At 70.1% G+C, this 14,431-nt stretch carries 12 protein-coding genes and 1 pseudogene; 7 read left to right on the top strand and 6 right to left on the bottom strand.

Annotated elements, in window-relative coordinates; all coding sequences use genetic code 11:
- Positions 1–108 precede the first annotated feature (108 nt).
- Positions 109–663: a hypothetical protein gene (locus tag ACH4LD_RS07075; RefSeq protein ID WP_398054174.1), complete on the top strand. Its 555-nt coding sequence runs from the start codon at positions 109–111 to the stop codon at positions 661–663.
- A 411-nt stretch (positions 664–1,074) separates the two neighbouring features.
- Here ACH4LD_RS07075 and ACH4LD_RS07070 read toward each other — a convergent pair whose 3' ends face one another.
- Both ACH4LD_RS07070 and ACH4LD_RS07065 read right to left on the bottom strand, forming a co-directional pair.
- Positions 1,075–1,563 carry a GNAT family N-acetyltransferase gene (locus ACH4LD_RS07070; protein ID WP_398054175.1) on the bottom strand — a complete coding sequence of 163 codons (489 nt, stop codon included), beginning with the start codon at positions 1,561–1,563 and terminating at the stop codon, positions 1,075–1,077.
- Positions 1,564–1,765: 202 nt separating this feature from the next.
- Entirely contained in the window at positions 1,766–2,380 is a 615-nt protein-coding gene (locus ACH4LD_RS07065) for a TetR/AcrR family transcriptional regulator (RefSeq protein WP_398106165.1), read from the bottom strand.
- 572 nt (positions 2,381–2,952) lie between these two features.
- Here ACH4LD_RS07065 and ACH4LD_RS07060 point away from each other — a divergent pair.
- Positions 2,953–4,308 carry a cellulase family glycosylhydrolase gene (locus ACH4LD_RS07060; RefSeq protein WP_398054176.1) on the top strand — a complete coding sequence of 452 codons (1,356 nt, stop codon included), beginning with the start codon at positions 2,953–2,955 and terminating at the stop codon, positions 4,306–4,308.
- Positions 4,309–4,368: 60 nt separating this feature from the next.
- On the opposite strand, the gene ACH4LD_RS07055 is transcribed toward ACH4LD_RS07060, so the two are convergent.
- Both ACH4LD_RS07055 and ACH4LD_RS07050 read right to left on the bottom strand, forming a co-directional pair.
- Positions 4,369–5,409 (bottom strand): LacI family DNA-binding transcriptional regulator, encoded by a 1,041-nt coding sequence (locus ACH4LD_RS07055; protein WP_398054177.1) that lies wholly within the window; start codon positions 5,407–5,409, stop codon positions 4,369–4,371.
- On the bottom strand, positions 5,406–7,841 hold the full coding sequence (locus ACH4LD_RS07050) for a glycoside hydrolase family 2 protein (RefSeq protein WP_398054178.1): 2,436 nt from the start codon (positions 7,839–7,841) through the stop codon (positions 5,406–5,408). Before ACH4LD_RS07050 ends, ACH4LD_RS07055 begins: the two co-directional genes overlap by 4 nt.
- A gap of 269 nt (positions 7,842–8,110) precedes the next feature.
- Here ACH4LD_RS07050 and ACH4LD_RS07045 point away from each other — a divergent pair, with 269 nt between their 5' ends.
- The 3 genes from ACH4LD_RS07045 to ACH4LD_RS07035 all read left to right on the top strand — a co-directional run bounded on the left by ACH4LD_RS07045 (position 8,111) and on the right by ACH4LD_RS07035 (position 11,330).
- The gene (locus ACH4LD_RS07045) at positions 8,111–9,430 is read left to right on the top strand and encodes an ABC transporter substrate-binding protein (protein ID WP_398054179.1); all 1,320 of its coding nucleotides are present in this window, start codon (positions 8,111–8,113) and stop codon (positions 9,428–9,430) included.
- A gap of 104 nt (positions 9,431–9,534) precedes the next feature.
- A complete protein-coding gene (locus ACH4LD_RS07040) occupies positions 9,535–10,491 on the top strand; it encodes a carbohydrate ABC transporter permease (protein WP_398054180.1) in 957 nt (318 codons plus the stop codon).
- The gene (locus ACH4LD_RS07035; protein ID WP_398054181.1) at positions 10,488–11,330 is read left to right on the top strand and encodes a carbohydrate ABC transporter permease; all 843 of its coding nucleotides are present in this window, start codon (positions 10,488–10,490) and stop codon (positions 11,328–11,330) included. Before ACH4LD_RS07040 ends, ACH4LD_RS07035 begins: the two co-directional genes overlap by 4 nt.
- A 243-nt stretch (positions 11,331–11,573) precedes the next feature.
- Here the strand turns inward: ACH4LD_RS07035 and ACH4LD_RS07030 are convergent, their stop codons facing one another.
- Complete coding sequence (locus ACH4LD_RS07030; RefSeq protein ID WP_398054182.1) at positions 11,574–12,209, bottom strand: sigma-70 family RNA polymerase sigma factor; 636 nt, start codon at positions 12,207–12,209, stop codon at positions 11,574–11,576.
- A 179-nt stretch (positions 12,210–12,388) separates the two neighbouring features.
- A complete protein-coding gene (locus ACH4LD_RS07025) occupies positions 12,389–13,114 on the bottom strand; it encodes a hypothetical protein (RefSeq protein ID WP_398054183.1) in 726 nt (241 codons plus the stop codon).
- Positions 13,115–13,440: 326 nt separating this feature from the next.
- On the opposite strand from ACH4LD_RS07025, the pseudogene ACH4LD_RS07020 reads away from it, so the two are divergent.
- Positions 13,441–13,731, top strand: a pseudogene (locus tag ACH4LD_RS07020) (aldo/keto reductase); the annotation flags it as partial.
- 125 nt (positions 13,732–13,856) lie between these two features.
- The gene (locus tag ACH4LD_RS07015; protein ID WP_398054184.1) at positions 13,857–14,417 is read left to right on the top strand and encodes a hypothetical protein; all 561 of its coding nucleotides are present in this window, start codon (positions 13,857–13,859) and stop codon (positions 14,415–14,417) included.
- Positions 14,418–14,431 lie beyond the last annotated feature (14 nt).

The raw sequence follows: 14,431 nt of genomic DNA, 5'->3' as shown, positions 1-14,431 counted from the left end.
CTCCGACCGAAAAGAGTGAGACCCCGCCGTGGCCACACGGCATAGGCGGTGTGACAACGGGAAACTCGGGTCTGGCACTCCTTGAGAGACCGACGGAGGGAGCTCGACATGAACCAGATGCAGGAGAGTTCATCCGGTCTTCCTCAGCCGTTGCGGGTCATCGGCTCCGGACTGCGCCGCTTGCCCGGAGCAGAGCAGGTGAGCAAGGTCGCCGACAGTGCACTGGATTGGATCGGGGTCATCTCCCCACGCGGCCGCCGGGTGGCGGTCTACACCGGAGCCGGGGTGCTCGGCGTCGCCGGAGTGGTGGAATGGCCCGTGGCCCTCACCGGGGCGGCCGTCGCCTGGCTGACCCAGCCACACCCCCGGCACAGCGAGGAGCCGAGTGACCTGGCAAAGGGCGGCATACGGTCCGCTGTAGCCGACACCGGCACCACGCCCAGGGAAACCGCCGGCCCGGAGTCCTACGGCGCCGGCGACAGGCTGGCACCCTCCCATTTCCACCAGGACCGCCCCGCAGATCACCCGCACGAGCAACCGGCCAAGGTCGGCGACCCCACCACGGCATCCGCGCTCAAGCAGGTCGCAAGGGCCTCCTCGCACCATGCCGCACCACACCCGTCCCAGGACGCTCACAAGAGCCTGCCTGACACGGGAGTGTGAGTAAAGGTGTGTGCTCCTTCACCCGTTCTGGAGGTCTCACAGCACACCGGCACAAACCATCCGTCACTGCGGAGCGCCTCCGTCGTCCTCGGCCGAGCCTCAGTCCGGAGCTACTGAGTCGGCCCTGGACGGCGGCTGCTTCCCCGGCGGCAGTTCGAGAGCGTCGAGGTCCGGTTCTCGGTCTCGGCCGTGGGGTGAGCCGCCGCGCGCGGATCGGCGGCCCGGACTCATTGCACGCAGCGTGGCCCGATCGGCGTACCGGTCGGACCGGCACAGGGGTGCCGAGCAGCGGGATGCGTGCTGCAACGAGCCGAGTGCACCCAGAGGCGGGGCCTTGGAAAGGGTGTGGCAGGCGAGGCGGAGGGAGTCGGCGGGAGGGGCCGCCGGTGCCGTGCGGACCGGCACACCGCGTCATTCCGAAGGGATGCGGAACTCGAATTCGGGACGGTCCCACAGTACGGAGGGCGGGTTCGCCGGCGCGGTTCCGGTCCGCTCCGCGCCCACGCGGTGGTAGAAGTCCTCGGCCGGAAGATGCGACACGACCTTGACACGGTCGAGCCCGGCGGCACGGGCCTCGGACTGCATGTGCGCGACGAGCAGCCGTCCAATACCCCGTCCTTGCGCTTCATCGGCGACGAACAGCAGGTCGAGCTCCGGTGGAGAGAGGACGAGCGAGTAGAACCCGAGGACCCGGCCGCCATGCTCGTCGGCGCCGACGGCCACAAACGCGCGGTGGGCCTCGATGTAGTCAGGCCCGACCCGGTAGCCCGCCACCGCGGCTGCGTACTTACCCTGGTAGGCGCCTGAGCCGCGCACGAGCCGCGTGAGCCGTTTGGCATCCCGCGCCACGGCCCTCCGTATCGTGATCGGCTGGCTGATCGGGGAAGTGCGTGAACTCATCGGGAGAGTATTTCGCACCGGGGCGTGCCGTCATGCGGCGGGTCGGCTGCTCGTGAGCACCGAGGCGCCCGCCGCCTCAACCCGCGGACGCCGGCTGTCCGCCCGACGCGGCCGGTCCGCGAATCCCGGGGCGCCGGGCCCCGGTTCCCGGCCGGCGCGGCGGTCAAGGCAGAGCGGCGACGGGGCCGCCGCCGGCCGGGGCTCAGCGGCGCTTCCCCGTTTCGAGCGAGGTGACGCCCTGGCCGGCGCGGCGCATGGCCTCGTACAGGGCGGCGTCCTCGGGCGGGTCCGGCAGCGGGCCGCGGGCCGGGGCCCGGAAGGACTGGATCATCCAGGCGACGAGGCGGCGCCAGGCGTCCGGTGCGGCCTCGGCCGTGGCGCTGAGGACGCCGGCGTTGGCCATCAGCAGCAGCACGAGGTCACGGCTGGTGAAGTCCTCCCGCAGCTCCCCGCTGTCCTTGGCGCGGCCGATGAGTTGGAGGAAGCCCTCGTACGCCTGGGCGCGGTACTCCTCGATGTCCGGGGCGCCGGGGAAACTCATGGTCAGGATGTCGGCGAAGCCGCGGTCGGCGGCCTGCATCGCGCACACGTGCTGGATGTAGCCGGTGAAGCCGTGCCACGGGTCCGGGTCGGCCAGGGCCTCGGCGGTGGCCTGCGCGTACGCCTTCATACGGTCGGCGAAGACCGCAGCGACCAGGTCCTCCTTGCGGGGAAAGTGGCGGAAGAGGGTGGCGATCCCGACCCCGGCCTCCCGCGCGACCGAGGCCATCGACGCGTTCAGCCCCGCGCTCCCGAAGACCGTGCGCGCGGCGGCAATGATCCGCCCCCGTCGTGGTGGTCTTCCTCGCCACCGACCGGGCGCGCTGGATCACCTGCGCCTCCCTCGACGCCACCGGCGGAAGCCTCCTGGGCCAGCCGCCCGCACCGCCCCGTTCCCCTCCCCGCGTCTCGTCCAGAAGGTCTCCTCCTCCGGCGTGGCGAACACCTTCCTGCCGCGCGGGATATTCCCTTTCCGGGCCACTTACAGCCGTCAGACAACTCGATGAACTGAACTCCCACTAAACTGAACCGGTTTCGTCTTCATGGTTGAACGCGCGGGCCGATCGCCCTAGCCTCTCTTCCAGTCGCCGATCGCGAGGCATGACCGAGCCGCCTGTTCCGTGGCGAGGTCGGTAAGCGGTCTCCGTCGGTGATTCATCGTCCCGCCGCCCGCTGAGCTGCTGTCCCATACCTGGGCGGGGCGTCAGACCGGCTCGCGCATTTCGTATTCCGGCTTCCAGCGCACCGTTGGGCCGGCGCGAGCCGTGGCTCGGTCACACAGTGAAAGGCAGTGCCGTGCCGTCGGCGCGTCCCGGTCCGGCGGCACGCATCACCTCCTTGGGAGCATGGATGAGGAAGAGACTGGCCACCGCGGCGGGAGCGGTGCTGGCCCTGGCGGTTTCGATACTGGCCGCACCGTCCCCCGCGCAGGCGGACACGCGGAGCACGTCGGGGTTCCACGTCACCGACGGGCGGTTGGTGGACGCGAACGGCAAGGAGTTCGTCCTGCGCGGCGCGAACCACGCCCATGCCTGGTACCCCACCAGGACGGCGCAGGCGCTGAAGGACATCAAGGCACTGGGCGCCAACTCCGTGCGCGTGGTGCTCGCCACCGGTGACCGGTGGACCAGGAACGACACCGCCGACGTCGCGGCCGTCGTCGCACAGTGCAAGCAGAACCGGCTCGTCTGCGTCCTGGAGGCACATGACACCACCGGCTACGGCGAACAGGACGGGGCCGTCGCGCTCTCCCGCGCCGTCGACTACTGGATCAGCGTCAAGGACGCGGTGCAGGGTCAGGAGAAGTACGTCGTCCTGAACATCGGCAACGAGCCGTACGGGAATTCCGGTTACACGGCGTGGACCTCCGACACCGAGAACGCCCTCACCCGCATGCGGGCCGCCGGATTCCACCACACTCTCATGGTGGACGCCCCGAACTGGGGACAGGACTGGTCCTTCACGATGCGCGATCACGCCGCCGAGGTGTTCGCGGCGGATCCCGAGCGCAACACCGTTTTCTCGATCCACATGTACGGCGTGTTCAACAGCGCCGACAAGGTCAAGAACTACATTGACCGGTTCACTTCGCAGCATCTTCCGCTTGTCATCGGGGAATTCGGTGACATGCACTCGGACGGGGACCCGGACGAGGACGCCATCATGTCCACCGCGCAGCAGTCGGGCGTGGGTTACCTCGGATGGTCCTGGAGCGGCAACGGCGGCGGTGTCGAGTACCTGGACATGGCCACCGGCTTCGACGCCTCCCGTCTCACCGCCTGGGGGCAGCGGATCTTCTCCGGCCCCGACGGCATCCGGCAGACCGCCAAGGAAGCCAGTGTCTTCAGCGACACCAGTACCGACCCCGACAGCGGTTCCGGCAACGGGAGTTGCTCGGTCGGCTACCGCCTCAGCGACTGGGGCACCACGTTCAACGCCGACGTCACCGTCCGCAACACCGGTACGACGGCCGTCAAGGGCTGGCAGCTCGCCTTCGCCTTCCCCGGCGGGCAGCGACTCGGCTCCGTGTGGAACGCCAAGGCCGTGCAGCAGGGCAGTGAGGTCCGGGTGAACAACGAGTCCTGGACGGAGACGATCCCTGCCGGTGGCAGCGTGAGCTTCGGTTTCAACGGCTCCTCGACCACCGGAACCAACGGCGCCCCGGCCGCCTTCAGCCTCAACGGCACCGCCTGCGTGAAGAACTGACGCCCCGCTCCCGGCATGCCGAAGGGCCGCGTCCGCGGGGGGCGCGGCCCTTCGGCGTCGTCATGACGGGCCCGCTCCCGGCGCCGGCGCGGTGGAGCCGCGCGGGATGAGTGAAGGCGTCGGCACCTGGTGGCCGCTCGTGTGCGTCCCGGCGACCACGTCGAACAGCACCCGTGCCACCTCGGCGCCGAAGTGGTGCACGTCGTGGCTCATGGCCGACAGCGTCGGATGGGTGATCCGGCACAACTGCGAGTCGTCCCATGCCAGCAGCGACAGGTCGTCCGGGACGGTGAGCCCCATCTCCGCGGCCACGCCCGCTCCCGCGACCGCCATGATGTCGTTGTCGTAGACGATGGCCGTGGGCCGGTCGGCGGCGAGCAGGAGAGTGCGGGTGGCGCGCGCGCCCTCCTTCTCGTCGAACCCGGTGCTGATCTGCTTCGCCTCCTCCAGGTTCAGTTCGCGGATCGTGTCGGCGAAGGCGCGGGCCCTGATGGCGCTGTGTCCGAGGTCGGTGGGGCCGCCGACGCGGGCGATGCGCCGGTGGCCGAGGGCCGCGAGGTAGCGGACGGCCTCGGTGACCGCCGACGCGTCGTCCGTCCACACCGCGGGGAAGGGTCCCGTGAGGGAGGGGTGGCCGACGGCGACCGCGGGCATGCCGAGGCCCTGCAGGGCGGGCACCCGGGGATCGTCCTCACGGAAGTCGACCAGGATGGCGCCGGCGATCATCCGGCCGCGCCACCACTCCTTGTAGAGCGTGATCTCCTCGTCGAGGTCGCGCACGAGCCGCAGCAGCAGCGAGCAGGAACGCTCCGCCAGGATGCTCTCGATACCGGAGATGAAGTCCATGTAGAACGGCTCCAGGCCGAGCAGCCGGGCGGGGCGGCACAGGGCGAGCCCGATGATGTCGACCCGTCGGCTGGACAGGCTGCGGGCGGTGGCGCTGGGGGCCCAGCCGAGTTCCCTGGCCACCGCGAAGATCCGCTCGCGGGTGGCTTCGGAGACGCCGGGCTTGTGATTGAACGCGAGCGACACCGCTCCCTTGGACACCCCGGCGCGGGCCGCGACATCCTTGATCGTGACGCGTTCCGGCGAGCCGCTCACACCACATCCACGCAGAACAGGGCGGCCTTCACCGCGTCGGCCGTGACGGAGCCGCAGCCGCTGACGCGGATGCGCGCCCGCTCGCCGGGCAGCAGGGTCTGCCGGCCGCTGTCGCAGACGGCGGCGGGGTCGAGCCGGTCGGGCTGGAGCAGGAGGTCTCTGACGAGGGTACGGGCGCTGACCACGACATCGACTGTATCTCCCCGGCCCGGCACCGGCTCCACGGTGACGTCGTAGGCCGGGAGCGGGTACGCGAACTCCTTGTCCGGCACCGGGAAGTGCAGGGCGCGCAGCGCTGCCCCGCTCTCGTCGTCGTGCGAGCCGGGGGCCTCCCCGGCGTCGGCCACCAGGAACTCCTTGGCGGACCGCTCGTCCGGTGTGAGCGCCGCGGGGACGGGGATCCGGGCCACGGAGCGCGGCTCGGCCGACACCTCGACGACGGTTTCGCCGACCGTGGTGCCGTCGGCCTCCATGCGCCGCAGGCTCACCGAGGTCCGCCAGGGCGTGGCGGCCTGGTTGATCACCGCGAGCACCAGGCCGCCGTCGTCGGGGCGCAGGGTCAGCAGCCGGTCGGCGTAGACGCGGCGCAGCTCGTGGTGGAGCGGCTTGGGGCGGCCGTCGCCGTCGATGGCGGACCACGAGGTGACCGGCCAGCAGTCGTTGAGCTGCCAGACGATCGTGCCGGCGCACACCGGCCAGTGCGAGCGCCAGTGCTCGATGCCCTCCGCGACCGCACGGGCCTGCACGAGCTGGGTGAGGTAGTGCCAGCGGTCGAAGTCGTCGTCGGGCAGCGCGAAGTGCCGGGCGACGCCGCGGTTCAGCTTGCCGTTGCCGTCCTCGGCCTTCTGGTGGTGGAGCATGCCGGGCGAATCGGGGGCGAGGTCCTCACCGGGCAGGGCGCGGCGCAGGGTGGCCAGGGCGGGCGGCGCCTGCCAGCCGAACTCCGCGACGAAGCGGGGCACGCTCGCCCGGTACTCGGCGTAGTCCTGACGGTTCCACACCTCCCAGGAGTGGTGGGTGCCGTGGGCGGGGTCGTTGGGGTGGTGGTCCCAGGAGCCGGACCACGGGCTGCCGGCGGTGTAGGGGCGGGTGGGGTCGAGTTCGGCGACGACACGCGGCAGCAGCCCGAGGTAGTAGCCCTCGCCCCAGGAGTCGCCTGCGAGGGGGCGCTCCCAGTCCCAGTCGCGGAAGCCCCACAGGTTCTCGTTGTTGCCGTTCCACAGCACGAGCGAGGGGTGCGGCATCAGTCGGACAACGTTGTCGCGCGCCTCGGCCTCGACCTCTCCGCGCAGCGGCTGTTCCTCCGGGTAGGCGGAGCACGCGAACAGGAAGTCCTGCCACACCATCAGGCCGAGTTCGTCGCACGCGTCGTAGAAGGCGTCGTCCTCGTAGATGCCGCCGCCCCAGACCCGGACGAGATCGACGTTGGCCTCCGCGGCCTGGGCGAGGCGGGTGCGGTAGCGCTCGGGCGTGATCCGGGAGGGGAAGGCGTCGTCGGGGATCCAGTTGACGCCGCGGGCGAAGATCCGGACGCCGTTGACGACGAGGGTGAAGCCCGAGCCGTGCTCGTCGGGCGAGCGGTCGAGTTCGACCGTGCGGAAGCCGATCCGCCGCCGCCAGGCGTCCAGTGGGCCGGTCTCGTCGTCGAGGGTGACGTCGAGGTCGTACAGGGGCTGGTCGCCGTAGCCCCGGGGCCACCAGAGGCGGGGGGCGGGAACGTCCAGGCGGATGACCGCCTCCTCGCCGCTCAGTTCGGCCTCGGCGTGCACACCGGCCACTTCCGCCCGTGCGCGCAGGACCCGGCCACCGCCCTGTGCGGTGCGTTCGACCCGCAGCCGTACCTCCACCCGTCCCATCCCGTCGGCCACGGTGACCAGGGGGCGCACTTCGGCCAGGCGGGCGGTGGACCAGTGCTCCAGCCGGACCGGCCGCCAGATACCGGCGGTGACGAGCGTGGGCCCCCAGTCCCAGCCGAAGTTGCAGGCCATCTTGCGGATGTACTGCGACGGCTCGGGATAGACGTTGGGCCGCTCCCCCGTCACGGCGCGCACGGCCGCGGCCTCGTCGTACGCGGAGGCGAAACGGACTTCGAGCTCACCGGTGCGTCCGGTGACGTCGAACCGGTAGGTGCGGTGCATGTTGCGCGTGGTGCCGAGGGGCCGGCCCGCCAGGGTGAGGGACGCGGCCGTGTCGAGCCCCTCGAAGACGAGATCGGTGCGCTCGTGCGCGCTGTCGTGACCGAGGTGCCGGACGTAGGTCCAGGCGTGGCGCCCCACCCAGGCGACGTCGACCTCGTTGCGACCGAGGTACGGATCGGGAATGACCTGAGCGGCCAGCAGATCGGTGTGCACGCAGCCGGGGACGCCGGCCTCCAGCACGTCCTCCCCGTGGCGCAGACACCAGCCGTCGGTGAGCTGGGTGACGTCCTTCATGGTGCGGCTCCAATCGCCTGACGCGGACCGGTCGACGGACAACGGCGCACAACCTAACCCGCTGATCAGGACCTTGTCCATAAACCGGTTCATCTACGGAAGCGTCAGTACGCCACCAAGAACGGGCACGTGAAGCCAGCAGCTGGAGGACGACGGTAACGATTGGGCATCACACTCGAAATTTGAGCTTTACCGGTTAACTGGACGGCTGACATAGTGCCGACATCCCACCCACGGAGCCGAGCCGCCATCCTGAAGGAGTTGGGCACATGAGGACGAAGAGGACGTTCACGGGAGCGCTCGTGGCGACCGCGATACTGAGCGCCGCCGGATGCGGGGGCGGGGGCACGGCCTCCGGCGAGACCGCCGAGGCACCCGCCGACCCGGCCGACGCCTCGGGCACGATCAAGGTGCTCACCGCCCGGACCGACCTCGTGCAGAACGGGACGATGGCCCGGTACGCCGCCGAGTTCAACAAGACCTACCCCAACGTCAAGGTGAAGTTCGAGGCCCTCACGGACTACGAGGGCGAGGTCAAGATCAGGATGAACACCGACGACTACGGTGACGTCCTGATGATCCCGGCCGCCGTCGCCAAGAACGACTACCCGAAGTTCTTCTCCCCTCTGGGCACCACCGCCGAACTGGGCGCCAAGTACCGCTTCAGCGACAAGACCGACGTCGGCGGAAAGGTCTACGGCATCGCCCAGTTCGGCACCGCCAACGGCTTCGTCTACAACAAGGCCGTCTGGAAGAAGGCCGGCGTCACCAGGTGGCCGACCACTCCGGAGGAGTTCCTCACCGACCTCCGCGCCGTCAAGGCGAAGACGGACGCGCTGCCGTACTACACGAACTTCAAGGACGGTTGGCCGCTGACCGCCTGGAGCAACAACATCGGCTCCGTCACCTGCGACACCAAGGCCAACGACAAGCTCGCCGGCGCGGTGTCCCCATGGAGGAAGGGCGGCGAGCTGAACACGATCGACTCCCTGCTCTACGACATCGTCAAGGGCGGTCTTTCCGAGAAGGACCCCAACACCACCAACTGGGAGGCGTCCAAAGGCATGATCGCCCAGGGCGGGGTCGCCACCATGCAGCTCGGCTCCTGGGCCATCACGCAGATGCGGGACGCGGCGAAGAAGGCGGGCAGGAACCCGGCCGACATCGGCTTCATGCCCTTCCCGGTGCAGAAGGACGGGAGGTACTGCGCCGTCCTCGCCTCCGACTACCAGCAGGCGGTGAACATCCACTCCTCGCACAAGACGGCCGCCAGGGCCTGGATCGACTGGTTCACCGACAAGTCGGGCTACTCGGCCGAGGAGGGTGCCGTGTCGGCCGTGAAGTCCGCTGCCATGCCCAGCACCCTCAAGGACTTCACTGACAACGATGTCACCTATGTGGAGCGCTCCGAGGCGAGGACCGGCGAGGTCAACACGATCGACAACGCCGCCGAGATCGGCCTGAACAAGCCCGACTACCGCCAGAAGCTGGTCGACCTCGCTCGCGGTGCCCAGAAGGGCAGCCTCCAGGACTACTTCGCGGACCTGGACGAGCGGTGGGACGAGGCGGCCCGGACCGCCGGCTCCTGACCGGCGGCCCCTCCCCCTCCTGCCCTCACCGACTGCGGTCGGGCCCCGTGCGCACCGGACGGGGCCCGGCGGCAGTGCGCACCCGTGAAGACGAAAGGTCCGGCATGACCGAGACGACCCACACGGCGCCCGCCAAGGTGCCGCGCAAGGCCGCACCAGCCCGCACCGCGGTCCCCGACGGCGGACGCCGGGGCGGAAGCGTGCTGCGCCGACTCACCCCGTGGCTCTTCCTGGCCGTCCCCCTGGCCCTGCTGATCACGTTCACCTATGTGCCTGTCGGGAACATGATCTACTACAGCTTCACCGACTGGGACGGCGTCAGCCCGGACCGGCACTTCGTCGGCGTCGACAACTACGAGCAGATCTTCACCCGCCCCGAGCTGTTCCGGGTGTTCTTCGTCAGCTTCTACTACCTCGCCGCCTCCGCCGTACAGATCGCGATCGCGCTGTACTTCGCGACCGTGCTCAGCTTCGACCTGCGGTTCCGGAACCTCTTCAAGGGGATCCTGTTCTTCCCCTACCTGGTCAACGGCGTGGCCATCGGCTTCGTCTTCCTGTATTTCTTCCAGGACGGCGGCACGCTCGACTCGGTGCTGTCCTGGTTCGGCACCGGCTCCGACCACGCCTGGCTGGGCGATCCCGAATCCGCCAACACCTCCCTCGCGGGAGTGTCCGTCTGGCGCTTCACCGGCCTGAACTTCGTGCTGTTCCTCGGTGCCATCCAGTCGATCCCCGGAGAACTGTACGAGGCGGCGCAGCTGGACGGTGCCACACGCCGACAGCAGTTCCGGCACATCATCGCCCCGAGCATCCGCCCGGTGGTCAGCCTGAGCGTCATCCTGGCGATCTCCGGCTCCCTGTCGGTGTTCGAGATCCCCTACATCATGACCGGCGGCGCGACCGGCACCACGACGTTCGTCATCCAGACGGTGAAGCTCGCCTTCCAGTTCAACAAGACCGGCCTGGCCTCGGCCGCCGCCGTCGTCCTGCTCCTGATCATCCTGCTGATCACCTGGATCCAGCGCCGCCTCGTGCCCGACGAGAAGGTGGACCTCGTATGACCACGCCCCTGCCCGCCCGGCGCCGCCTCGCCCCCGCCCTCACCTACCTGTCGCTGATCGTCGCGTCGCTGGTCGTCCTCGTCCCGCTCGTCGTCGTCTTCCTCACCTCCCTCAAAACCTCCCGGGAGGTCACCGACGGCGGCCCGCTGTCCCTGCCGCACGACTGGCTGAACCTCGACAACTACGTGACGGCCTTCACGGACGGCAAGATGCTGTCCGCCTTCTTCAACACGACCGTCATCCTGCTGTTCTCCATCACCGGCACGGTGCTCATCGGTTCGATGACCGCGTACGCCATCGACCGCTTCCACTTCCGGGCCAAGAAGCCGGTCATGGCGCTCTTCCTGATCGCCACCCTGGTGCCCGGAGTCACCACCCAGGTCGCGACCTTCCAAGTCGTCAACAGCTTCGGCCTGTTCAACAGCCTCTGGGCGCCGATCCTGCTCTACATGGGCACGGACATCGTCTCGATCTACATCTTCCTGCAGTTCATCCGCGGCATCCCCGTCTCCCTCGACGAGGCCGCGCGCCTGGACGGGGCGAACTCCCTCACCATCTACTGGAAGATCATCCTTCCGCTGCTCAAGCCGGCGATCGCCACGGTCGTCATCATCAAGGGCATCACCGTCTACAACGACTTCTACGTCCCGTTCCTCTACATGCCGTCGGAGGATCTGGGCACCATCTCCACCGCGCTCTTCCGCTTCAAGGGCCCGTTCGGCGCGCACTGGGAGGACATCTCGGCCGGCACGATCCTGGTGATCGCACCGACCCTCCTCGTCTTCCTCTTCCTCCAGCGCTACATCTACAACGGCTTCGCGCAGGGTGCCACCAAGTGACCTCGACGGAACGGATCCCGGCTGCCGCACGGTTCCATCCGCCCGCGGGGGGGCGGTCGGGGTCCGGGCGTGGGCGACGCCCGCGCAGGACACGGGGACACCTTCACCGGCTGGTGGGCCCGCGGCAGCCGCAGGCGCGGTGGTGAGCCGGCTCGCCGACAGCCGGGTGCTCGACAGGTCGAGCCGACAGATCGAGGGTGCCGATGCCGTTCTTCCAGCCGGCGCCGGCACCCTGCCGGAGCGTCAGGCCGCCGGCGTGGCCGGCGTGTCCTCCCCGACTGACTTGGTGCCCCCGTCGTCCAGCAGGGCCCTCAGCGTCGCGCGGGCGCGGGCCACGCGGGAGCGGACGGTGCCGATCGGGCAGTCGCTCACCTCAGCGGCCTCCGCGTACGGCAGGCCGAGCAGCTGCGTGAGCATGAACGCCTCCCGGCGGTCGTCGGGCAGCGCGGCCAGCAGATCCAGCAGTGCGATGCCGTCGTCGAAGCCCGGCAGCTCACGCGGCTGGGCCAGTTCGACGGCCGACTGCCAGTCCGGTACGTCGGTCAGGCGCGGCCGGGCGGCGGCGTACCGGTAACTGTCGATCACCGCGCGGCGGGCGATGGACAGCAGCCACGCACGCGCCGAGCAACGCCCCTCGAAGCGGTGCAGGCTGGCGAGCGCGCGCAGGAACGTGTCCTGTGCCAGATCGTCCACGGCCTGGGGGTCGCCGCACAGATGGGCGACATAGCGCTGGACGTCCCGGTGCAGGGCGCCCACGAACCGCTCGACCGCGACCGCGTCACCGCTCCGGGCGGCCAGCGCCCACGCGGTGATCGATTCGTCGAGCGCTGCCGGAGTGTCACTGCGGGTGCGCGAGGTGGGCAGGGCAGAGGTGATCACCTGGTGTCCTTCTCGGGTCAACCGTGATCCGGACCAGGGCGCGCCGAAGCGCGCGGTCCGGTGAAGTGGGCAGGACGGCCCTACGGAGTCGCTACGGCGCTCCAGCACCTGTGCGGTCGTACGGCCGTTGGCCCGAGGCCCACACGGCGAGCCGGGCGACCTCGGGAAACCAGCTGTCTTCAGACGACAGCTGTTCCCACGGGCGGACCCCGAGAAGTGATCGCGTGGACGAGAAGCAGAAGACGCGGCGCCCGGTCCGAGCGGCGGCGCCGCATGTGGAGGCGGGGGCGGTCGGGGGTGGCGGGCAGGGCGAGCAGCAGCCGCAGCGGCGCGGCCAGCCATCCGGCCGTCGCCCGCAGGATCCGGAAGGTGGCCTTCTCGCCGTAGGCCATCCACAGGCCGCACAGCATCGCGGCGATCAGGTGGGCGGCGAGCATCCCGGACGACGAACCGCCGTCCATGGAGTGCCCCATGTGACGCACGGGGCTCATGCCCGGGTGGCCCATGTGCGGGGCGCCCATGTCCATGGAGTCCATCCGCATCCAGCCCATGTCCATGGAGTCCATCCGCATCGAGCCCATGCTCATGGAGCTGTCCATGGAGCCCATGCCGCTCATGCCCATGGAGGCCGAGCCGTCGGACGTGCCGGACAGGGACTGGGCGCGGGAGAACACCTCGTGGAGGACCGCCTGGGCGGCGACCACCACCGTCACGATCAACGGCAGCCCCCGCTCACGCCCCGCCAGGCACCAGCCCACGGAACCGGTCACGGCCCCGCCGGCGGCCAGCGCCCACGCGGGCACGTCGCTGCCGGACATCAGGACGTGGCCCAGGGCAGCGAGCAGCACGCACATGGCCGCGAACACCGCGGCCCGTGTCGCGCGAGCACACGGCCCTGCTGTCATGGCGCCTCATCCTCGCATCCGGACCTCGGTCGTCATGCGGGGGTACGGACCTCCACGGGGGACCGTACTCAATCCGCCGGGTGTGATCCAGCCCACGACGACAGGCTGGAACTCGACGGCACGCCGGCCCGACCTCTGGGAGAGGACTTCTCCGCCTCCGAGGGAGGCGATCACGGACCGCCGCCACTCCCGGTCTCGGTGTGAGGGGGTCCCTGCTGTCACCCCTCACAAGCGTGACTGTCCGCGGGGCGTCGCCGCTGATTCCGTGGATGCCGACGGGGCCTGCACGGCTCCCTGCACCCCGTAGCCGACCCTTGGAGACGATCGTGGAACACCGTCTGCTCGGCCGTACCGGTCTGTCCGTCAGCAAGATGTGCCTGGGCGCGATGATGTTCGGCCCGTGGGGCAACCCCGACCAGGACGAGTCCGTCCGGATCATCCACCGCGCCCTGGACGCCGGCATCAACTTCATCGACACCGCCGACGTCTACTCCCGCGGCGAGTCCGAGGAGATCGTCGGCCGGGCGATCAAGGACCGCCGGGACGACCTCGTGCCGGCCACGAGATTCCACCACCCGATGGGCTCCTCGCCGTCGTACTGCGCGCGGTCATCCCGCCCCTCGAACCGCGTGAACCCGTCCCCTACCAGCGCCTGCTCGGCTCGGTCTTCACCACCGTGGCCCGCCACCGGGCAGCCGCCCCGACGCTTGCCATCTGCGCCGCGAGCTTCACCGTGTTCTCGATGTTCTGGACGTCCCTGACCTACCTGCTCTCGGCGGAACCGTTCTCCTACTCGGCCGGCCGGATCGGCCTGCTGGGTCTCGCCGGGGCGGCCGGTGCGCTCGCCGTACGGCGGGCCGGCGCCCTGCACGACCGCGGCTGGTCCGCCCCGGCCACCGGTGCCGCGCTGGGGCTCCTCGCGCTGTCCCTGGTCGCCGGCCGGGCGGCGAGCGGTTCCCTCATCGCGCTGGTCGTCGTCATCGTCGTACTGGACGTCGCCGTTCAGGGCACCGTCGTGCTGGGACAGGCCCGGCTCTTCGCCCTGCCCGGCTCCGCGCGCAGCCGGCTGAACACGGCCCTGGTGGTCTGCAACTTCCTCGGTGGCGCGATCGGTTCCGCGCTGACCGGCCCGCTCTGGGCGCTCGGTGGCTGGACCGCGATCATGGCCGTCGCGCTGGGCATCACGCTCGTCGGCCTCCTCGTCTGGACCCTCACCCGCCGTGGCCGCCTCGTGGACACCGGTGCCGCTGACGCGCAGGCCACGCCGCACGCAGACAAGGCGCGCGTGCGTGCGTCCCTCTGACACCGGAGGCCGCC

This window comes from Streptomyces sp. NPDC017676, assembly GCF_044329325.1.
Lineage (GTDB): Bacteria > Actinomycetota > Actinomycetes > Streptomycetales > Streptomycetaceae > Streptomyces.
The sequence above is the reverse complement of the archived record's forward strand: the minus strand, read 5'-3'. Positions and strand labels throughout refer to the sequence as shown.

Bases quoted from the DNA above. Each gene is read 5' to 3' on its own strand.
- ACH4LD_RS07075 (WP_398054174.1), top strand. From the start codon at position 109: ATGAACCAGATGCAGGAGAGTTCATCCGGTCTTCCTCAGCCGTTGCGG.
- ACH4LD_RS07070 (WP_398054175.1), bottom strand. From the start codon at position 1,563: ATGAGTTCACGCACTTCCCCGATCAGCCAGCCGATCACGATACGGAGG.
- ACH4LD_RS07060 (WP_398054176.1), top strand. From the start codon at position 2,953: ATGAGGAAGAGACTGGCCACCGCGGCGGGAGCGGTGCTGGCCCTGGCG.
- ACH4LD_RS07050 (WP_398054178.1), bottom strand. From the start codon at position 7,841: ATGAAGGACGTCACCCAGCTCACCGACGGCTGGTGTCTGCGCCACGGG.
- ACH4LD_RS07045 (WP_398054179.1), top strand. From the start codon at position 8,111: ATGAGGACGAAGAGGACGTTCACGGGAGCGCTCGTGGCGACCGCGATA.
- ACH4LD_RS07040 (WP_398054180.1), top strand. From the start codon at position 9,535: ATGACCGAGACGACCCACACGGCGCCCGCCAAGGTGCCGCGCAAGGCC.
- ACH4LD_RS07035 (WP_398054181.1), top strand. From the start codon at position 10,488: ATGACCACGCCCCTGCCCGCCCGGCGCCGCCTCGCCCCCGCCCTCACC.
- ACH4LD_RS07025 (WP_398054183.1), bottom strand. From the start codon at position 13,114: ATGACAGCAGGGCCGTGTGCTCGCGCGACACGGGCCGCGGTGTTCGCG.
- ACH4LD_RS07015 (WP_398054184.1), top strand. From the start codon at position 13,857: ATGTTCTGGACGTCCCTGACCTACCTGCTCTCGGCGGAACCGTTCTCC.